This window comes from Streptomyces sp. NPDC014801 (assembly GCF_043082085.1).
Lineage (GTDB): Bacteria > Actinomycetota > Actinomycetes > Streptomycetales > Streptomycetaceae > Streptomyces.
Window position 1 is genome coordinate 99,636 of record NZ_JBIBXG010000014.1, and the last position, 20,636, is coordinate 120,271.

At 69.4% G+C, this 20,636-nt stretch carries 16 protein-coding genes; 8 read left to right on the plus strand and 8 right to left on the minus strand.

What is annotated here, in order from left to right; genetic code table 11:
* Window positions 1–249 precede the first annotated feature (249 nt).
* Window positions 250–1,413, plus strand: coding sequence for a Cmx/CmrA family chloramphenicol efflux MFS transporter (locus ACF1AL_RS31675; RefSeq protein ID WP_391699208.1), 1,164 nt, complete (start codon window positions 250–252; stop codon window positions 1,411–1,413).
* Here the strand turns inward: ACF1AL_RS31675 and ACF1AL_RS31680 are convergent.
* Together ACF1AL_RS31680 and ACF1AL_RS31685 are read right to left on the minus strand one after the other, a co-directional pair.
* A complete protein-coding gene (locus ACF1AL_RS31680) occupies window positions 1,410–2,423 on the minus strand; it encodes a zinc-binding dehydrogenase (RefSeq protein WP_391778523.1) in 1,014 nt (337 codons plus the stop codon). The two genes, ACF1AL_RS31675 and ACF1AL_RS31680, sit on opposite strands and share 4 nt — an antisense overlap.
* A 48-nt stretch (window positions 2,424–2,471) precedes the next feature.
* Window positions 2,472–2,837, minus strand: a complete 366-nt coding sequence (locus ACF1AL_RS31685) for a MerR family transcriptional regulator (RefSeq protein WP_391778524.1) — start codon at window positions 2,835–2,837, stop codon at window positions 2,472–2,474.
* A gap of 150 nt (window positions 2,838–2,987) precedes the next feature.
* Here ACF1AL_RS31685 and ACF1AL_RS31690 point away from each other — a divergent pair, with 150 nt between their 5' ends.
* From ACF1AL_RS31690 to ACF1AL_RS31710, 5 genes are all read left to right on the plus strand, one after another.
* Window positions 2,988–3,521 carry a hypothetical protein gene (locus tag ACF1AL_RS31690; RefSeq protein ID WP_391778525.1) on the plus strand — a complete coding sequence of 178 codons (534 nt, stop codon included), beginning with the start codon at window positions 2,988–2,990 and terminating at the stop codon, window positions 3,519–3,521.
* A gap of 84 nt (window positions 3,522–3,605) precedes the next feature.
* The gene (locus ACF1AL_RS31695; protein ID WP_391699203.1) at window positions 3,606–4,001 is read left to right on the plus strand and encodes a VOC family protein; all 396 of its coding nucleotides are present in this window, start codon (window positions 3,606–3,608) and stop codon (window positions 3,999–4,001) included.
* Window positions 4,002–4,021: 20 nt separating this feature from the next.
* Complete coding sequence (locus ACF1AL_RS31700; RefSeq protein ID WP_391778526.1) at window positions 4,022–4,624, plus strand: hypothetical protein; 603 nt, start codon at window positions 4,022–4,024, stop codon at window positions 4,622–4,624.
* A gap of 9 nt (window positions 4,625–4,633) precedes the next feature.
* Window positions 4,634–5,419 carry an MBL fold metallo-hydrolase gene (locus tag ACF1AL_RS31705; protein WP_391778527.1) on the plus strand — a complete coding sequence of 262 codons (786 nt, stop codon included), beginning with the start codon at window positions 4,634–4,636 and terminating at the stop codon, window positions 5,417–5,419.
* Between the two features lie 368 nt (window positions 5,420–5,787).
* Window positions 5,788–12,429, plus strand: coding sequence for a polymorphic toxin-type HINT domain-containing protein (locus ACF1AL_RS31710; protein ID WP_391778658.1), 6,642 nt, complete (start codon window positions 5,788–5,790; stop codon window positions 12,427–12,429).
* Window positions 12,430–12,529: 100 nt separating this feature from the next.
* Here ACF1AL_RS31710 and ACF1AL_RS31715 read toward each other — a convergent pair whose 3' ends face one another.
* Both ACF1AL_RS31715 and ACF1AL_RS31720 read right to left on the minus strand, forming a co-directional pair.
* Window positions 12,530–12,916 (minus strand): hypothetical protein, encoded by a 387-nt coding sequence (locus tag ACF1AL_RS31715; RefSeq protein ID WP_366839736.1) that lies wholly within the window; start codon window positions 12,914–12,916, stop codon window positions 12,530–12,532.
* 99 nt (window positions 12,917–13,015) lie between these two features.
* On the minus strand, window positions 13,016–13,621 hold the full coding sequence (locus tag ACF1AL_RS31720; protein WP_386911773.1) for a dihydrofolate reductase family protein: 606 nt from the start codon (window positions 13,619–13,621) through the stop codon (window positions 13,016–13,018).
* Window positions 13,622–14,127: 506 nt separating this feature from the next.
* On the opposite strand from ACF1AL_RS31720, the gene ACF1AL_RS31725 reads away from it, so the two are divergent.
* A complete protein-coding gene (locus ACF1AL_RS31725) occupies window positions 14,128–15,855 on the plus strand; it encodes a carbohydrate-binding module family 20 domain-containing protein (protein WP_391778528.1) in 1,728 nt (575 codons plus the stop codon).
* Window positions 15,856–15,990: 135 nt separating this feature from the next.
* Here ACF1AL_RS31725 and ACF1AL_RS31730 read toward each other — a convergent pair whose 3' ends face one another.
* Together ACF1AL_RS31730 and ACF1AL_RS31735 are read right to left on the minus strand one after the other, a co-directional pair.
* A complete protein-coding gene (locus tag ACF1AL_RS31730) occupies window positions 15,991–17,256 on the minus strand; it encodes an MFS transporter (RefSeq protein WP_391778529.1) in 1,266 nt (421 codons plus the stop codon).
* A 121-nt stretch (window positions 17,257–17,377) separates the two neighbouring features.
* Window positions 17,378–17,605, minus strand: coding sequence for an amphi-Trp domain-containing protein (locus ACF1AL_RS31735; protein ID WP_391778530.1), 228 nt, complete (start codon window positions 17,603–17,605; stop codon window positions 17,378–17,380).
* 105 nt (window positions 17,606–17,710) lie between these two features.
* On the opposite strand from ACF1AL_RS31735, the gene ACF1AL_RS31740 reads away from it, so the two are divergent.
* A complete protein-coding gene (locus tag ACF1AL_RS31740; RefSeq protein ID WP_391778531.1) occupies window positions 17,711–18,478 on the plus strand; it encodes a dienelactone hydrolase family protein in 768 nt (255 codons plus the stop codon).
* Window positions 18,479–18,791: 313 nt separating this feature from the next.
* On the opposite strand, the gene ACF1AL_RS31745 is transcribed toward ACF1AL_RS31740, so the two are convergent.
* Window positions 18,792–19,616 carry a DUF1684 domain-containing protein gene (locus ACF1AL_RS31745; RefSeq protein ID WP_391778532.1) on the minus strand — a complete coding sequence of 275 codons (825 nt, stop codon included), beginning with the start codon at window positions 19,614–19,616 and terminating at the stop codon, window positions 18,792–18,794.
* Between the two features lie 62 nt (window positions 19,617–19,678).
* Window positions 19,679–20,602: an LLM class F420-dependent oxidoreductase gene (locus tag ACF1AL_RS31750; protein WP_391778533.1), complete on the minus strand. Its 924-nt coding sequence runs from the start codon at window positions 20,600–20,602 to the stop codon at window positions 19,679–19,681.
* Window positions 20,603–20,636: the final 34 nt, after the last annotated feature.

Below are 20,636 nucleotides of genomic sequence, written 5' to 3' on the forward strand. Positions count from 1 at the left end.
GCGTCCCGACACGGGCCGACGCGTGAAACCAAGATGCCTCGACAGGCCTCGGTCAGGTAGCGTGCGGGCCATGTCGAGTCCTGAGTCGGACAGGGTGGGGGCTTTCGGTCACGCCGTCAGCCCCCTGAACCACTGAGCTCATAGAGCCCTGTCGTCGCGCCGCCTTCTGCGGTGGGACAGGTGTGGGCGTGGGCTGGCCGCGGTGACGAGATGACCCTCTCGTGCCTCTCCTCACCTCGGAGCCACTCGATGCCTGCCCCGTTGTACTTGCTTGCCCTGGCCGTGTTCGCCATGGGCACCTCGGAGTTCATGCTCGCCGGCCTTCTGCCGGACATCGCCTCGGATCTCGGCGTCACCGTCGGGACAGCAGGCGCCCTCACCTCGGCCTTCGCGATCGGCATGATCGTCGGCGCTCCCTTGGTGGCCGCGCTGGCCCGCGACTGGCCCAGGCGCTCCAGCCTGCTCGCGTTCGTCCTCGTGTTCGCGGGGGCTCACGCCGTGGGCGCCGTCACCACGAGCTTTCCCATCCTGTTCGCCACCAGAGTCGTCGCCGCGCTGGCGAACGCCGGGTTCCTCGCCGTCGCCCTGACGGCCGCGGCGACGCTGGTCTCGCCCGCCAGGAAGGGACGTGCGCTGGCCGTGCTGCTGGCAGGCACGACGGTGGCCACGATCGCCGGTGTTCCCGGCGGTTCGGTGCTCGGCGCGTTGCTCGGCTGGCGGGCCACCTTCTGGGCTGTCGCCGCTCTCTGCCTGCCCGCCGCACTCGGCATCCTGAAGGGCATTCCGGCAGGGCGTGACGAGGTCGAGGCGACCGGCAGGCCGGCGTTGCGAGCGGAGCTTGCCCAGCTCACCCGGCCGCCGTTGATCCTGGCGATGCTGCTCGGCGCGCTGGTGAACGCGGCGACCTTCGGAAGCCTCACCTTCCTCGCCCCCGTGGTGACGGACAGCGCCGGATTGGGTGAGTTGTGGGTCCCCGTCGCACTGGTGCTCTTCGGTACCGGCTCGTTCGTGGGCGTCACCGTCGCCGGCCGGTTGTCCGACCAGCGCCCCGGCCTGGTCGTCGCAGTCGCCGGTCCGCTGCTGCTCATCGGCTGGCCCGCCCTGGCGGTGCTGGCCGGTGAGCCGGTCGCCCTGTTCCTCCTCGTGTTCGTGCAGGGAGCGCTGTCGTTCGCTGTCGGCAGCACGCTGATCACACGAGTCCTCTACGAGGCCGCGGGAGCCCCCACCATGGCCGGCTCGTACGCGACGGCGGCGCTCAACGTGGGCGCCGCCGTCGGCCCCGTCCTCGCCGCGGCCACCCTCGGCACCGAAGCCGGGCCTCGCGGGCCGCTCTGGGCGAGCGGACTCCTCGTCGCGGTCGCGCTGCTCATCGCGTTCCCCTCCCGCACCGACGTCATGGCCGGCACCACCTAATGCCAGGGATCGAGGGCGTGCTTGCCGAAGGTCTGGCCCGCTTCGAGTTGCCGCAGCACTGCCGGCCCCTCGGCCAGGGGATGGACGTGAGGGGCGCCGGGCGGGTACACGCCGAGGGCTATGAGGGCCTCGATCTCGGCGAGCAGCGACCGGTGGAGGGACGGTGCCGCGGCCGCCAGCGCTCCGATGTGCAGACCTTTGATCTGGACTTGATGGGTGAAGACCAGATCGTGTGTGGTCACCGTGGCCTCGCCGGACGCCGCGCCGAAGACGACGATGCGTCCGGTGAAGGGCTTGGTGACCGACAGGCTGGTCCTGAACGTGTCCTGCCCCACTGACTCCAGGACCAGGTCGACACGGCCGACCAGGCGTGTGATCTCCTCAGCCAGATCGGGGCGTCGGCTGTCCAGGACCTCGCCGACACCGAGCGCTTCGACGGCGTCGTGCTTCGCCGGTGACGCGGTGGCGATCACGCGCGCGCCGTAGTGGCGGGCGAGGCGAACGGCAGCCTGCCCCACGCCGCCGGCCGCGGCATGGACGAGGACTGTCTCACCGGCCTTGACCTCGCCCAGCTTCAGTGCCGCCAGCGCGGTGGCCCAGTTCAGCACCAGACCGAGAGCTTCGGCGTCGCTCCAGCCGGAAGGCACGGGGAGCACACCCGGAGCTGACATCGTCATGTACTGGGCGAAGGCGCCGGGACCGGTGCCGACGACATGGGTACCGAGCGGGAGCGGACTCTCGACGCCCGGGCCGACGCCCACGATCTCCCCTGCGGCCTCGAAGCCCGCCACGTAGGGCGCCTGCGGGCCTCCGCCGTACGTCCCATGCGTCTGCATGACGTCAGCGAAGTTGACCCCGGCAGCGCCCACGCGGATCAGGTACTCGCCGGGCCCTGGGGTGGGGCGGCGCTGATCGGTCGTCAGGGCCAGGTCTCTGGGCCCCCGGTGCGACAGCTGGACCAGCGCTCGTACGGTCTGCGCAGCGGTGTGGCGCTGCTCGTTGATCTCCATGCCACGGAACGTAGAAAACTGACACTTGCGTCAAGGTCAAGCGGCCACTCAGAGATCAGTTCGGCGGGCCTCTCGAAGGTAGGAGTCCAGGGCCGCCTGCTGATCGCTGAGAACCGCGATGCGAGCGGCGAGCCGATCGCGATAGCGCTGAACCTCGTGCAGGAACTCAGCGCACACCACTTCGTCGCCGGCATCGGACCCGTCAGTGAGGCGGGGCAGGACTTCCCTGATCAACCGCACGGGCAACCCGGACTCCAGCAACGAGCGAATGACGAGCACGCGATCGATCGTGGACTGGCAGTAGTCGCGGAAGCCGTTGCTGAAGCGACCAGGGACGATCAAGCCTTCAGCCTCGTAGTGCCGTAACGACCTCGCACTCACACCACTGACTCTGGATGCCTCACTGATCCTCATACCAGCAGCCAACAGCCAGCAGTACTGCGATCTTCCAGCAGTCGCCGCGCAGCGCCGAGGCCCTCAACTCAAGGGCTGTGCAGGCATTGTGGCCGCTGGAGGAGCCCGACGGCACCGATGTTGTCAGTCCCTGGTGCTAGCGTCACCGTCATGGCGAACCGTTCCTATCTCTACTCCGCAGACTCGGTGCCGAACGAGGCGGAGATTCCCCGGCGGATCCGATGCATATCCCAGCACAACTGGGACATCCCGCTCGCGCACAAGCTCCTGGTGGGACGCGGAACGACGATCGTCCCGTCCATGATCTGGAACGCTCCGATCGGCATCGCCGCGGACTACGCCGACGGGAGCGCCCTGCTGCGCGACCTCCTCCGGGTGGTCGGCAAGGGCCTGGAGGACGACACCGAGTTCGCCGAATGCGTTGCCGGCACCACGGCGCACTTGGAGAAGCAGGAAGCGAAACACTTCGTCCTGGAGACCGGGGAGATCGTCTCGCTGACGGGGGACGACCCGGCAGCGAGCGTGCGGCATCTGGCGTCCGAGGACATTCCCGACGCGGTCGCCCAGGCCGAGGCGGCGATCGCCGGCCGGAACGACGACTGGCTGGCCTCCGTCCGAGCCGACTGGCAGAAGCACTTCGCGTCCTTCTACAGCGAGCACCTCTACTTTTCCTTCCCCGGCTGACGGGCCGCGGCGCGGTGCCGCACGACCCCGGCCTGCTCCGAACGACCAACGCCGAGCCCCCTGTTCGCACTGTCTGGGAGAAGCATGACAAGCAGGTTCACCGAGCTGACCGTTGACTGCCACGATCCGGAGCGGCTCGCCGCCTTCTGGTGCGAGGTTCTGGACTTCAAGGTCATCGACCGGAGCGAGGGCAAGGTCGAGATCGGCTCCTGGGAGCCGACGGTCGAGGATGTCCGGGCCCGCCAGATGCCGCCCACGCTGGTGTTCATCCAGGTGCCCGAGGGCAAGACCGTCAAGAACCGGCTTCACCTCGACGTCAGCCCGATCGACGGCAGCACCGAGGACGAGGTGACCAGGTTGCTCGCTCTCGGCGCCACCAAGGTGGACGTGGGCCAGGGCCCGGGCCGGAACTGGGTGGTCATGGCCGACCCGGAAGGCAACGAGTTCGACGTCCTGCGCTCTTTGGCACCGCAGGGCTAGGCCACAGTCATACCGCGCGGATGGCCCGCTTTCAGCACACCGTGACACTGTTCCCAGTGCCCCGCCGCTGGTTCGAGAGTTTCGTGGTCGTGATCCACTGGGACCGACACCGGCGGACAAGCCTGGACATCACCGTGCGGGGGAACGGCCCAGCCGGCTCGGAACCGCCGCTGTCGTGCCGTCTCGACTTGAAGACCGCCGAACGTCCTCAGCAGGTGGAGCTCTCGGTACGTCTCAAGGCGGGCGCCGGGGCATGGAGCAAGTACGCGGAAGGGTATGCGGAACTGCACCTCGACCTCGGGAGGTGGTGGTCGTCAGTGACGGGCACCGCTCCCTTCAAGGGGCCGGCTTTGTCGGGCACCGTCAAGCAGACTCTCGTCCGCGCGAGGGTCACCACCATTACGCGCTCCACCCACGATCGGTTCTGGCGTGTGACGGTGAAGGCGCGGGTCAAGGGCCGGTCGATCGGTCGCCTGCTGCTGCCTGTCGTCATGACGGTCGCGGGTCGGCGGGCACGTACGTCGTTCGTACGCGCACTGGACGATGCGGCCAGGAAGTGGAATGGATGGATACCCGAGTTGGTCCGGAGTGATCCGTCAAGGCTTGTGGATCGTGTGTTCTAGGATCCTGGGATGAGTGCCGAGCTTCTTCACCTCACGGTCCTGGGCTGCGCGACGCCCTACGCGAGCGCGGACAACCCCTGCTCCGGCTATCTGGTGTCGAGCGGGGACACCCGTATCTGGGTGGACGCGGGCAGCGGGACGCTCGGCCCCCTCCAGCGTCATGCGCGGCTGGATGAGCTCGACGCGATCTGGATCTCGCATCTGCACGCCGATCACTGCGCGGACCTGCTCACCGCCTACTACGGCGCCCTGTACGCGGACCTTCACCTCGCAGCGCCGATCCCTCTCTACGGTCCGCCTGGAATCGCCGACCGGCTGGCCGGTTTTCTCACCAACACTCCGGCTCGCAGCCCGATCGAATCCGCCTTCGCGGTAACCGAGTTGCACGACGGGCATCAGACGGCCGTGGGCTCGCTCCGGTTGACCAGCCGGGCGGTGTCGCACGGCATTCCGGCCTTCGCGGTGCGCATCGAGACGGCGGGCAAGTCGCTGGTGTACTCAGGGGACACGGCCCCGTGCCCGAGCCTCACGGAGCTGGCCGAGGGATGCGACGTGCTGTTGTGCGAAGCCGAGAGCGCACAGGCGCCGGTCGAGGGCGAACAGGTGCACCACACGCCTGAGGACGCCGGCATCACAGCCGCCAAGGCCGGGGCGGGCCGACTGATCGTCACGCACGTCGGCCGCTTCCTCACGCCGGAGCAAGCGGTGGCACGTGCCTCGGCGCGATTCGATGGCCCTGTCGACTACGCCGCCCCCGGTGCCACTTTCTCGATCGGCCAGCGCGTGTCTCGTTGAGCGGGTGGTCGGTTGATCGGACAGGGGTCGTCCCGCAGCCGTCCCACCAAGTCAGCCACCGCCTGCGGCGAGGACACCGCCGCGGTGGCGAGCGTTCGGCGGAGTGCGGTGCGCTGCTCATTCGGTCTGTCTCGGTGATTCATATCACTGCGCACTTGAGCCCCATCAAGGATCAGTTGTGCCAACTTGTCGCCCTTCCTCGCCCTCTTACCTCCCTCTTACCTTTGCAGCGGTGTCACACAGGTGGCACACAGCAAACTACGAAGAAGCCGGGACTCATGACGATCCATAAGCCCGCTCCCCATGAGCGGGGCAGGCCTTGGTCGGGGGGAACACTCCGCTACGTGGCGGGGAGCGTTGCCCTGGCCTTGGCCGTCTCGCTGCTCGACGGCACGAGTGCGGCGGCCGCCGACGCCGCGGACAAGGCCGGCAAGCAGCCGAAGCCGGCCGTGACACAGGCCGCCGACATCCCCTCGGCCCGAGTGGCCGCGCGCCTGTCGGGGCGACGTGTCGAGGCCCTTTCCGAACGGACCGAGACCTCCACGACGTGGGCGAACAAGGACGGTTCACTCACCACCGAGCTCACGGCCGGCCCGATCCGGTTCCAGGAGGACGGCCGCTGGCGCCCCGTGGACCTCACACTGGTCGAACAGGCCGGCGGTGCGGTCGAGCCCGTCGGCCACCCCAACGGGTTGCGGCTCAACGTCGGCGGCGGCGCCAAGGCCCGCTCGCTGCGGGAGGCGGCCACCGCCGGGGCACGCGACCTCGTGACCCTGGGCGAGGGCGACCAGCAGATCACCCTGCAGTGGAAGGGCGGCCTGCCCAAGCCGAAGCTCGACGGCGCCCGCGCCACCTACGTGGACGCCTTGCCCGGTGCCGACGTCGTCGTCGAGGCGACCCGTACCGGGTACGAGCAGTACGTCGACATCCGGCAGCGCCCGGCCACGACCGGTTACACCTACACGCTGCCGCTGAAGGCGAAGGGCCTGAACGTCAAGCAACTGGACGACGGCAGCGTCCTCTTCACCGACCGCAAGAACAAGAGGCGGGCGGTCATGCCCGCCCCCGTGATGTGGGACGCCACGACCGACAAGGTCTCCGGAGAGCACACCCACCGCGCGAAGGTCGGCCTGAAGGTGGTCCAGCGCAGGGGCTCGGTCGACCTCGTCCTCACCCCGGACGCGAAGTTCCTCGCCGATCCGCAGACGAAGTACCCGGTGACGGTCGATCCGTCCACCTCCGCCCTCAGCAACGTCTTCGACACCTACGTCCAGCAGGGCGAGACCGTCGACTGGTCCGCCGACACCGAGCTGGACCTGGGCAATCCGGGCACGAAGAACGCCGACGGCACCTTCCGCACGGCCCGTTCGTTCATCTCCTGGAACACCGCGCCGATCGCCGACGCGCTGGTGATGGACGCCAAGCTGTCGCTGTGGAACTTCCACTCCGGCAACTACACCGGCTCCTCCTGCCCGAACCAGCCGTGGGAAGTGTGGTCCACCGGGGCCGCCTCGACCTCCTCGCGCTGGACAGCTCAGCCGGCGTGGATCGCACAGAAGGCCACGTCCTCGGAGACCCGGGGCAACGCCTCCTGCGCCACCCAGCCGGACGGCTGGATCAACGCCGACGTCACCACGCTGGTGCAGGAGTGGGCGTCGGCGAAAGCCGCGAAGTCCCACATGGGCCTGCGCGCCTCCGACGAGGCCGTCACCGGGCAGTGGAAGCGCGTCAACTCCGCTAACGCCGCCGCCAACCCGCCCAAGCTGGTCGTGACGTACAACTACCGGCCGCGCACGGGTACCAAGCAGGAAGCGGGGCCGCCGTACTACTCCTACAGCGGCGCCTACGTGGTCAACACCACGACCCCGACCCTGCGGGACACCTTCGTCGACCCCAACGGTGACAAGGTCAACGGCACCTTCCAGATCTTCGACTCCACCACCAACACCCAGGTCGGCAACGTCATCGTCTCGCCGTGGGTGAACTCCGGGCAGGTCGCCTCCGTGACCGTCCCGGCCGGCGTGCTCGGCAACGGCAAGACGTACAAGTTCCGTACGTCGCCGTACGACGGCACGCACTACAACCTCGGCTGGTCGGAGTGGAAGACCTTCACGGTCGACACCGCGGCGCCGTCCGCCCCCACCTCGATCACGTCCACGGACTACCCGTCCACCGCGTGGGTCCGGGGCGCAGGCCAGGCCGGCACCTTCACGGTCACTCCCAGCGGCACCGACCACAACTGGCTGGAGTGGACGCTGGACGGTGTGACCTGGACGAAGGTCGCCACCGGAGGCTCCACCGCCGCCAAGGCCCTCAGCATCGCCCCGCCCAAGGACGGCACGCACACCTTGCAGGTCCGGCAGGTCGACAAGGCCGACAACAAGTCCGAGGCCGTCGAGTACACCTTCCACGCCGGGCCGGGCGGCTTCGTCCAGCCCGACGAGGGCGAGCGCACCGCCCGACGCCTGCCGCTCGTCGCGGAGGCCGACGGATCGAAGTACGACAAGGTGTCGTTCTCCTGGCGCCGCTCCGAGGCCGACGCATGGACGCAGATCCCCGCGGCGCACGTCACCTCCGGCGGCACGCCGCTGACCGCCTGGCCCGTGCCGCTCACGGCCGGCCGCAACGCCCAGCTGGTGTGGGACGCGACCAGCACGGTCGACCCGGACGGCACCGTCCAGATCAAGGCCGACTTCACCGGTCCCAACAGCGCCTCGGGCAGCACACAGCCGCTCAACGTCGTCGTCGACCGCACCGCCTCAGGCGCCGCGACCGACGAGATCGGCCCGGGCCAGCTGAACCTGCTGACCGGTGACTTCACCCTGTCCGCCACCGACACCACGCACTTCGACCTGTCGGTGACCCGCACCGCGTCCTCCCGCAAGCCGGACGCCGGCGCGCAGCAGGCGGGCCAGGTGGCCATCTTCGGCAAGGAGTGGGTGTCGGGCACGGCCGCCGAGGCCACCGACTCCGACTACTCGCACCTTCAGCGGATCTCCGACACGGCCGTGGCCGTGGTGGACCTGGAGGGCGAGGAGATCTCCTTCACCGCCAACGCGGCGAAGACCGGCTGGATACCGGAGCCCGGCTCCGAGGAGCTGACCCTCACCGGCAGCGTGACCGGCAGCTTCACCCTGTCCGACACCGAGGGCACGGTCACCGAGTTCACCAAGCCGGACCCGGCCGCGACCACCTGGCAGGTGTCCAGCGCGCTGATGGACGGCCTGGCCCAGACCTCGACGACCGTGGTCTCCGAGACGGTGAACGTCTCCGGCAAGACGCTGGCCCGCCCCAAGCGCGTCATCGCGCCGACGTCGGCCGCGTCCGCCGCCACCTGCACGGCCACCCCGGCCACCAAGGGCTGCCGTTCGCTGGAGTTCGTGTACGCCACGAACACCACCGCGAACGCAACCGCCCTCGGTGACTTCGCCGGCCAGGTGAAGGAGATCCGCCTCTGGTCGACCGACCCCGGTGCCGCCGCGGCGACCTCCAAGGTCGTCCAGACCTACCGGTACGACGCCGCCGGCCGGCTCACCGAGACGTGGAACCCGCTGATCAGCCCCGTGCTGAAGACGCAGTACGCCTATGACGGCGCGGGCCGCGTCACCCAGGTCACCCCGCCCGGTCAGCTGCCGTGGACGTTCACGTACGGCAAGGCCGGCTCCGGCTCCGCCGCCGGTGACGGCATGCTGCTCAAGGCGTCGCGGCCCGCACTGAAGCAGGGCACCCTCGACGTGGTCGAGGGGGAGTCCGCCACCAGCGTCGTCTACGACCTGCCGCTCACCGGCACCACCGCCCCCTACAAGATGGGCGCCGCCGATGTGAAGGCGTGGGGCCAGACGGACGCCCCGACCGACGCGACCGCCGTGTTCCCCGCCGACGCCGTCCCGGCATCGAACGCGGGCAGCGCTCTCACTGCCACGTCCTACCAGCGCGCGGACATCACCTACATGGGTGCCTCGGGCCGTGCGGTGAACGCCGCGACGCCCGGCGGGCACATCACCACGACCGAGTACGACCGTTTCGGCAACACCGTCCGTGAGCTGACGGCGGCCAACCGGGACGTGGCACTCGGCACGACCGCTGCGGACCGTGCGACGCAGGCCGAGCTGGGCATCGCCTCGCTGCCCTCGTCCGAGCGCGCCGATCTGCTCACCACCAAGTCGGTCTACAACGGCAACGGCACCCGCGAGCTGGAGGAGTTCGGTCCGCTGCACCGTGTCGACCTCACGGCGGACCTGAAGTCCGGCACCACCACCCTGGTGGCGGCGGGCTCGCCGGTCACCGCCCGCAGGTGGACGGTCAACGCCTACGACGAGGGCCGCCCGACCGACGGCACCGCCAAGGTCAAGGACCAGGTCACCAAGGTCACCACCGGCGCCCAGGTCCGTGAGCACCCGGGTGTGCACGGCGACACGCGCGTCGTGCAGACCGTATACGACTGGGCCAAGGGCCTCCCGGTGAAGTCGATCCAGGACCCGGCCGGCCTGGCGATCACCACCACGACCGAGTACGACTCGCTGGGCCGTGTGGTCAAGACATACAACACGGGCAGCACCGGCGCCGACGCGGGCACCGTGGTGACCTCCTACTGGTCCGCGACCGGCACCGGCGCGTGCGCCGGCCGCCCGGAGTGGGCCGACCTGGTGTGCTCCACCGGACCGGGCGGCGCCATCACCGGCGGCGGCAGCAACCCGGCACAACTGCCGACCACCACCACCGAGTACGACTGGTGGGGCAACGCCACGGTCGGCACCGACACCGCGAACGGTGTCACGCGGACCACGACCACCACCTACGACGCGGCGGGCCGTCGCGTCACCGTGAAGGTCACCGGCGGCACCGGCCAGGCCGTCCCGGACGCCACGACCGAGTACGACCCGGCCACCGGGGAGGAGTCCCGTACGACGTCGCCGACCGGCGGCACCATCACGCGGGTCTACGACAAGCTCGGCCGGCTCGCCTCGTACACGGACGCCGACGGCGGCAAAACCACCACCGAGTACGACCTGCTGGACCGCCCGGTCAGGGTCGGTGACAGCGTCCCGTCCAGCGTCACCTTCACCTATGACCACACCGTCGAGCCGCGGGGCCTGGCCACGAAGGCGACGGACTCCGTCGCGGGCGTCTTCCAGGCGACGTACGACGCGGACGGCTCGGTCGCCACGGAGAAGCTGCCCGGCGGCTACACGGTCACCCAGACCGAGGACACCACCGGCGCCGCCGTCTCCCGCACGTACACCCGTGACAGCGACGGCACCGTGGTGATGTCCGACGCGGTCACCGAGTCCGTGCAGGGCCAGACCACCAGCCACGCCGGCTGGTCGGACCAGACCTACCGCTACGACGCCGTCGGCCGTCTCGTCCAGGTCGACGACACCGTGGACACCGTCTGCACCCGGCGGACCTACGGGTTCGACAAGCACGCCAACCGCACGTCCCTGACCACGGCCGCCTCGGCGCCCGGTCTGGACTGCCCGACCACCGGAGGGACCGGCAAGACCTCGACGTTCGACAGCGCCGACCGCATCACCGACACGGGCTACGCCTACGACGCGTTCGGCCGCACCACCGCCCTGCCGGGCGGCGTGAGCGTCGGCTTCTACGCCAACGACCTCGCCTACCAGCAGACGGTCGGCAGCAAGCGGCAGACCTGGAGCCTCGACGCCGCCCTGCGCTTCCGCGGCTGGACCGTGGAGAGCAACAGCGGCGGAACCTGGTCGCCGACCGAGAACAAGCTCAACCACTACGACGGCGACAACGACAATCCGCGCTGGATCGTCGAGAACACCGCCACCGGCGCCCTGACCCGCAACGTGGACTCCCTGTCCGGGAACCTCGGGGCGGTCACCAGCGCCACCGGTGACACGGTGCTGCAATTCACCGACATCCACGGCGACGTGGCGCTCCAGCTCCCGCTCAACGCGGGCGAGGCCCCGATCGTTCTGGACACCGACGAGTACGGCAACCCGCGCGACAAGCAGCAGGCCGTGCGTTACGGCTGGCTGGGCGGCAAGCAGCGCTCCAGCGAGACAGTGGCCGGCTTCACCCTCATGGGCGTACGCCAGTACAACCCCGCCACCGGCCGGTTCCTGTCCGTCGACCCCCAGCGCGGCGGCAACGCCAACGCCTACGAGTACTGCTCGGCCGACCCCGTCAACTGCTTCGACCTCGACGGCAAGTGGGGCTGGAAGAAGTTCTTCAAGAAGACCAAGCGCTGGGCCTGGCGCAACAAGTGGGACATCGCGCTCACCGCGGCAGGTTTCATCCCCGGCCTCGGCGCCGCCGCCTGGGGCTACCGCGCCTACCGCGGCTACCGGGCCCTGCGGGCCGCGCGGGCCATCGGCCGCAGCTGCCGATGGAACTCCTTCCTGCCCGAGACGCCGGTCGTCATGGCCGACGGCAGCACCCGGCCGATCAGCCAGGTGGAGGTCGGAGACCTGGTCCAGGCGGTCGACGAGATCACCGGTGAGACCACCGTCTCGCCCGTCTCCGACGTGATCATCGGTCACGGCACCAAGGATCTCGTCACCCTGTCCGTGGACGCGGACGGCGACGGACGGTCGAAGAAGATCACCGCGACCGCCAACCACCCGTTCTTCGTCCAGGGCCGCGGCTGGATCGACGCGTTCCGGCTGACCCCGGGCTCGCGCCTGTCCAACCCGACCGGGTTCGCGCCGACGGTCACGGCGACCAGCCGGACGCAGGCGGTCCGCACCGTCTTCAACCTGACCGTCGCCGGCAGCCACACTTACTTCGTGGCCACCGACGGCCGGTCGGCGCTGGTCCACAACTGCGCCCGCTACATCCCCAAGAAGCGCAACGTCCTGAACTGGTGGCACCCCACCCGCTTCAGCAGCAAGGCCTCGGCGATCCGCCACGCCAAGCAGGTCGCGCGGACCGGAGGCCGCTGCCGCTACCGCGGTCCGTGCGGTTCCGGCAACCACGTCCACGTCGACTTCATCAACCGATTCGGACGGATCTTCCGCACGAACCACTACCGCTGGTGAGCAGCAGGCTGGTGAACGGAGAGAGGTGAAACGAGCGTCGGGGCGGTCAGAATCTCCTGACCGCCCCGACGCGCAGCTCGGGTACGCCGACGGGCGGGCGTCAGCAGAACTCCTCGACGTACAGCAGGATGCGGCCGTCCTCGGAGCGGAACTCGTACGCCTGGTACGTCCACGTCTCCGACCCGGCCGTGTCGAGTCCGTCCTTGATCAGTGCCCACGCCGCCTCGCGTTCCTCTGCCGGCACGGGCCGCAGCACCTCCCCGGCGCCCTCCCCGACGATCACCTCGTCCGCGCCCCGCACGAGCCGCTTGACCAGCCGGACGTCCAGCGGCCCCCGGCTCTTCGTCCACAGACAGCCCCGCTCGTCGACAAGCTCACCCGAACTCGCCGGCGAGCGCCCGCCCTCCACCGGATCGGACCCTTCCGCGGCTTCCATGGCGGCCACCACGTCGGCGAAGCTCTTGTCTGACGTTCGCTTCTTCGGCATGAGACCAGTGTGACAGCAGGCGCGTCGTGCTGAGCTCCCTCGGGGGACCGTCACCCGTGCCGACCCGGCGGCACGCCCCATGCCTCGGACGGGGCGAGGTCACGCAGGGATGCCGAGCGGAGGATGCTCGAGCACGCGGGGCTTGTACTCGACCAGCTGGATACGGCCGTCGAAGGTGCGGTGGTCGATCATCTCCAGGGCAACGTCCGGATAGCCGTCGTAGATGCGTTCCGCACCCGTGGCCCCGGTGATCACCGGGAACATCACGACCCGGAAGCGGTCGACGAGTCCGGCTCGCAGCAGGGACCGGCACAGGGTCAGGCTGCCGATCGTGCTGAGGAGCCCCGAGCCGCTCGACTTCATGTCGCGGACCGCCTCGGCGGCATCGTCGCGGACGAGTGTGGAGTTGGCCCACTTCAGCGGCTTCTCGAGCGAGGAGGAGAACACCACCTTGGACGCTCGCGTGAGCGCGTCGACGGACGCCTCTTCTTCGGGCCTGAACTCGTCCTGGCCACTCGGGACCTCGCCTGCGGCGAAGCCCGACATCAAGCGGTAGGTGTTCGCTCCCATCAGGTAGGTGGCCTCGGGCTGCTCACCGAGCCACGCGAGGTACTCCGGGCCCTCGAGGCCCCAGAATCCGGGCCATCCCTCTCCCGATGCACAACCGTCGAGGGAAGTGATGAAGTCGACGAGAAGCTCCGACATGGCGGTTCCCTTCCATGAAAGGTGTCACGAACTTGGACCGGCCGCGAGACACAAACTCATCGGCCGCGCTGGGGAGCGGGAACGGAGCTGCCCTCGGCGCGCTGAACCAGCCGACTGAAAGGTGTTGCAGCAAGGTTCATCTCGCGGCCGGCTGACGCCGCGCGGCGCCGACGGGGGCTGGTCCGCTGCGCAGCCGCCCTGCGGGTGCCGGTGCTCGGGCGGGCTCTGAGCTGGTCAGATAGGGGTTCTTCCGCTGCGTGGTCGACGTCTCCGAGGGCTGTCCACCGACCCGTGCGACCCAGAGGCCACGCTCTCCAGCCGCGAGCAACTTCCTGAAAGTCTCGGAAACTTCTTGCGTCCAGGCGGTTGACGGACAACCTTCAACAACGGCAGTCTCCTCCGCGAACCCCGTCGGGACGCGGGGTTCGACCCCACTCAGGGCCTGGGCCACCGCTCCCTTCGTCGAGGGCGCCCGTCCGGTGCCCCGGCATGTCAAGGAGCCGATTATGAGATCACGCCTCCTCAACGCCGCCGTCGCCGCGGCCGTCGCGGCGACCGGACTGGTCGCCGTGGCGGCGCAGCAGGCCGCCGCCGCCCCACCCGGCAACAAGGACGTCACCGCGACGCTGTTCCAGTGGAACTGGAACTCCGTCGCCAAGGCATGTACGGACCAGCTCGGCCCGGCCGGCTACGGATACGTCGAGGTCTCCCCTGCGACCGAGAACATCCAGGGCAGTCAGTGGTGGACCGCCTACCAGCCGGTCAGCTACAAGCTCCAGAACCGCCTCGGCAGCGAATCCGACTTCACCAACATGGTCAACACCTGCCACACCGCAGGGGTGAAGGTGGTCGCCGACGCGGTGATCAACCACATGACCGCGGGCAGCGGCACCGGCACCGGCGGCACGGCCTACACCAAGTACAACTACCCCGGCTTCTACCAGGACCAGGACTTCCACTCCTGCCGGACACAGATCAGCAATTACGGCGACCGCTCCAACGTGCAGAACTGCGAACTCGTCGGCCTTGCCGACCTCGACACCGGCAGCGACTACGTCCGCAACACCATCGCCGCGTACATGAACCACCTCATCTCCCTGGGCGTGGACGGCTTCCGCATCGACGCCGCCAAGCACATCGCCTCAGGCGACCTCGCGGCCATCAAGTCTAAGCTGAGCGACCCGAACATCTACTGGGTGCAGGAGGTCATCTACGGCGCGGGGGAGGCCGTCCAGCCCGGTGAGTACACCGGCAACGGCGACGTCGACGAGTTCCAGGGCGCCTACGACCTCAAGCGGATCTTCACCTCCGACAAGATCTCCAACCTCAGCCAGTGGGGCGAGTCCTGGGGCGCCGGCTATCTGTCCGGCTCCAAGGCCCGCACCTTCGTCGACAACTGGGACACCGAGCGCAACGGCTCCACCCTCAACTACAAGTCGGGCAGCACCTACACCCTGGCCAACGTCTTCATGCTGGCCTGGCCCTACGGCTCACCCAACGTCTACTCCGGCTACGAGTTCGACAACAACGACGCCGGCCCGCCGAACAACGGCCAGGTCAACTCCTGCTACAGCGACGGCTGGAAGTGCCAGCACGCCTGGCCGCAGATCTCCAACATGGTCGGTTTCCGCAACGCCGTCTCCGGCACCGGCGTGACCAACTGGTGGTCCAACGGCAACAACGCCATCGCCTTCGGCCGAGGCGACAAGGGCTACGTCGTCATCAACCGGGAAAGCGGCTCTCTCAGCCAGACCTTCCAGACCTCGCTGCCCTCCGGCACCTACTGCGACGTCGAGCACAACGGGGCCACCTACACCGTCGGTTCCGACGGAAAGTTCACCGCCACGGTCGGTGCCGGCGACGCGCTCGCCTTCTACGCAGGCTCCTGCACCGGCAACACCGGCGGCGGCACCGGCAGCACCGGCGGCACCGGCACCACCGCCACCGGCGCATCCTTCGCCGTCAACGCCACCACTACCATGGGGCAGAACATCTACGTCGTCGGCGACAACGCCGCCCTCGGCAGCTGGGCCCCCGCCGCCGCCCTCAAGCTCGACCCGGCCGCCTACCCGGTCTGGAAGCTCGACGTGACCCTCCCCGCCGGCACGTCCATCCAGTACAAGTACATCCGCAAGGACGCCGCCGGAAACGTCACCTGGGAGAGCGGCGCCAACCGCACCGCCACCGTCCCCTCCTCCGGCAAGATCACGCTCAACGACACTTGGCGCAACTAGCGCCGCTCCAGCTCAGCCACGCACGCCAGGCCCGCCGCGCCCCGCACCCGAGGCGCGGCGGGCACTCCCACATCAAGCCATCGCTCTGCGTCAGGCCGCCGAGCACTCGCCTCATCGTCTCTGTGGCTCGGGGACTTACGCATCATCGCCATCGGCCTCCGGTGCACCCTCCCGGTCGCCGCCGGCGTCAGGCCAGGTGAGCCGTCGTGCGCAGTGGGCCCAGGCTGCCACGATCATGCACGCGGCGGTGATTCCGCCAAGCGTCATGACCATGGACGGGGAACTGTGGTCAACGACGACTCCGCCTGTCAGGGCGCCCAGTGAGAAGGTCGCTTGGAAAGAGGCGGTGAACAGGACAGAGGCTGCCTCAGGTGCGTGCGGTGCCGCTTTGGCGAACCATGTCTGGGACGAGACAGGAACAGTCCCGTAGGCGACACCCCAGATGATCAGAAGGGTCACGGCACCGATCGCCGAGCGGCCGAGGAACGGCAACAGCAAAGTGACCATCGCGATCAGTCCCGCTGCCGAGCCGAAGGTGACGCGCGGCCGGCGGGTGACCATCACACCCCCCAGGAAGTTCCCGGCGATCCCCGCGACGCCGTAGAGCAGCAAGAACAAGGTGATCTGCTTCGAACTTGAGTGCGTGACCTCTTCCAGGAACGGGGTCACGTAGGTGTATGTGCCGAAGTGGGCCAGCACGATGAGGAAGGTCAGCAGCAGGGCGAAGCGGGTGTTCACGCCGTGAACCATGGTGCGGAGAACGCTCAGCCGCGTGGCCCCCGCGGGTGGGAGCGCAGGCATGACCACAACGAGCATGACGAGCACGCCGATGGTCAGCGCACCCATCACGACGAACGTCACTCGCCAGCCCGCCAGATCGCCGATGAAGGTCCCGGCCGGGACACCCAGCACGGAGCCCAAGGGGACCGCGGAGAAGACGACAGCGGTCGCTCGGCCTACGGATTTCGCGGGTACCAGGCGTTCGGCCAGTCCGGCCCCGATCGACCAGAAGCCGCCGATGGTGATGCCGACCATGATGCGAGAGACCAGAACGAGCCAGTAGTCGGCTGCGGCAGCGGCCAGGAAGTTGGCCATGGCCAGCAGGACCATGAACGCGCAGAGCATGAGGCGGCGGTCGATCCGTGCCGTAGCCACGGTGACCAGGGGCGCGGAGACTGCTGCGAGAAGGCCGGGCATGGTCATCATCAGCCCGGCCATCCCGTCGGACACGGTGAAACTGGATCCGATCGAGGTGAGCAGACCAATCGGCAGGATCTCGGTCGTGACGATCGAGAAGAGGCCCAGCGTCACCGCGGCGACGGCTAACCAGCCGATCAGAGGCGATCGCGTCGGCAATTCGGTATCGCTGGAACGCGTGGTGGCAGTGGCCGTCGAGCTCATGAGGTCCATCCTGTGCAGCGCCAGTCATCGGGCGCTCAGTTCAACAGGTGCCACTGCTCAGGAGCTGGCAGTTCTGCGACGTCTCGGTGGACGCGTGACTGCCCGGAAGGAGACGGCCCGGCTATGCCGCCCGCCACGACAGCTCGATCTCCAAGTCGATCTCTCCCTCTTCGAGCTCGACCTCGATCTCGCTGTTGAGTTCATCGGGGATGCGTACGGTCAGCTTGCCCGGTCCGAGTTCCAGCTCTGCCTGGCCACCTCGCCGGAGCGCATCTGCAAGCGCTTGGAGCTGGTCGGCCGCTTCGATGCGGGACAGCGTCCGCTTCTGTTCAAACTCGAAATCGCTCACGGCGGGCCTCCCACAGGTGGCGAAAGCAGCAGACGCTTCTCATTCTCACGCCCTTTCGCCTTGTGGGCGCGGCGGAACGGCTCGGCGATCACTACAGTCCGGCTCATGACGACGGTTACTACGCGCACGATCGCATACGCGGCCGACGGTCTGACGATGATCGGGCACCTTGCGCTCCCGGCCGGTGCCGGCCGCCGGCCCGCGGTCCTGGTGGGGCCCGAAGGGATGGGGCTCAGCGATGTCGAACGCCGCCGGGCCGATGCGCTCGCCGAGCTCGGCTACGTGGCGCTGGCCTTCGATCTCCACGGCGGGCGCTACCTGGCTGACCCCGAGGAGATGCTGGCCCGTTGCATGCCGCTGCTCGCCGACCCCGACCGGATGCGGGGCATCGGCCAGGCGGCGCTCGACGTGCTCCGCGCCGAGCCACGGACCGACCCCGACCGGATCGCCGCGGTCGGCTACGGCACCGGGGGCGCCGTCGCGCTGGAGCTCGGGCGTGCCGGCGTCGACCTGCGCGCGATCGGGACAGTGAACGCGCTGACCACGGGCCGGCCGGGCGAAGCGGCGCGTATTCGCTGCCCGGTGTGGGCGGGGGTCGGGTCGGAGGACCCGATCATGCCGGCCGCGCAGCGTGCGGCATTCACCGCCGAGATGCAGGCCGCGGGCGTCGACTGGCGCCTGGTGGTCTACGGCGGCGCCTTGCACGCCTTCCATCACCCGACGGTCGACCACGCCGTGGTCCCCGGCGTCGGCTACCACCCGCGGCACGCGCAGCGAGCTTGGCATGACGTCGTCGACCTGCTCGCCGAGTGCCTGCCCATGACGACTCCCTCCTCTTCGCAGGAGGCGGACGGGACGTCGCTTGCCCAGTGACGGGCCGAGTACAGCGCGTAGGCGGCCGGCGTGCGCCGGCCGTGCCAGTAGGGGTGGAAGAGCACCTCGCCCGACAGCTGGACGAGTCGTCTGCGCAGCACGGTGCGAGGCTGCGCGGCGAGCCGGCGGTAGGTGGCGTGCCACTCGTCAACCGCCCTGGCGAGGTCGTCGGGAATCGGTCGCATGGTTGAATTCAATCACGTGTTCGATTTCCTTCGCTCGTCGACACCCTCTCGACGCGACGGCGCACGGACGCGGGGCATGGACCGCGACCGGCGGCTCCAGCGGATCCGGATGCTCCCCTGGGCCCGGTTCAGGAACCCCCGCGCTCGTGGGGGATCTTCTGACCGGCCTCGATCGCCACCGGCAGTCGGTTCTCCGCCGGGGGCAGCGGGCAGGTGGCCAGGTCCGTGTAGGCGCACGGCAGGTTCGCGGCGCGGTTGAAGTCCAGGATGACCGTGCCGTCGGCTGCAGGCGCCTCCAGGGCGAGGACGCGGTTCGCCGCGTAGGTGGTGACCCCGGAGGTCGCGTCGGTGAACAGCACCATCAGCCGGCCCGGGCCCTGGCCGGGGAACGCGGTCAGCGACAGCGGGCGCCCGTCGAGCTCGAACTCGACCCTGCCCGGAGCGTCGTACACATGCTCAAGCCCCTCGACCGCGGCACCCACCGTGGTCGGTCGCGGCGTGTCGAAGGGAACGTAGCGGCCCGTGACGGCCCAGCGCGGGTCGGGGGCGTAGGCGGGCGTTCCGGTGAAGGCCGTACGCAGCGGCGCGTCCGGGTGGCGGGGGCGGACGATGTCGTAGCCGCCGCGCCTGGCGACCTCGATGACGGCGTCCTTCCAGACGGCGTTGACACTGCTGCGTTCGGGCAGCACGCCGAAGCGGTGTTCGCCGTGCACTGGCGTACCGTCGACGATCAGTTCCTCGCCGTCGGCAAGGTCCACGACGACCCCGTCGGGGCCGGTGCGCCATGCACCGGGTGCGTCCGGGAAGCGCTGGGGCCGCTCGTCGAGCCAGTGCAGGCCGGTGATCGCCAGGAATCCGTGCGGGTCGGCGAGCCGGGCCTCCTGGGCGCGGTACCACTCCAGCCAGTTCTCGGTGAAGGCATGGAGGTCGGTGGCGGTGGCCTCGGTGGTCATGAGGTGCTCCTTCGTCAGCGGGTTCAGGGCGGCCGGTCGGACCGTTGGTGCGCCGGGCCTGCTCAGCGGGCCAGGGCGCCGAGGAGCTGCCAGGTGCGTCGGCGGTCGGCTTCTCCCGCGATCTCAGTGCCCGAGAACACGACCTCGGTGGCGCCGGCGTCGCGGTACCGGCGCACTTCGGCCTCGACGGTCTTCTCGTCGCCGATCACGGCCAGGTCGGCGGCGCGCCGGCCGCCGGAGAGTTCGATGACGCGGGCGTAGGACGGGATCTGTTCGTAGAACGCGAGGGTGTCGGTGGCCTTGGCCCGCACTGCGTCCACGTCGTCGGTGACCACGCCGGGCACCAGGGCCACGATCCTGGGCGTGGGGCGGCCGGCGGCCTCGGCGGCTGCGGTCAGGGCGGGCACGATGTGTTCCTCCAGGGCGCGCGGTCCCGCCAGGTAGGGCAGGATCCCGTCCGCCAGTTCTCCGCTGACGCGCAGCGCCTGCGGTCCCATCGCGGCGACCAGCAGGGGGACACCGCGCTCGGCACCCGGTACCCGCGCGGGGACCGGGGTGGTCGCGGTGAGCAGCTCACCGTGGAAGTCGGCCGTGCCGGTCTCGGTCAACTGCCGCAGAGCGGTGAGGAATTCGCGCAGCCGGGCGATGGGCCGCTCGAAGGGCACCCCGAAGCCGGTCTCCGTCAGGAGTTTCGTGCCCAGGGCCAGACCGAGGTGGTAGCGGCCGTGGGTCGCGGCCTGGGCGGTCTGGGCCTGACTGGAGACCAGCAGCGGGTGGCGGCCGAAGACGGGGATCGCGGATGTGCCGACCTGCAGTCCGGGCACCTCCCGCCCGACGATCGCCGCGAGCTGCGGTGAGTCCGCGCCGAAGGTCTGCCCGAACCAGGCGGAGGCCAGACCGGCGTCCGCGGCCTCCCGGGCCAGTTCCACGGTGGCGTCGACCTGGTTCGGCGCGTCGGACGCGTTGAGTGCTACTCCCACAGTCATGTCAGTCACCAAGGGCGCCGGCCGAAGCGGTATT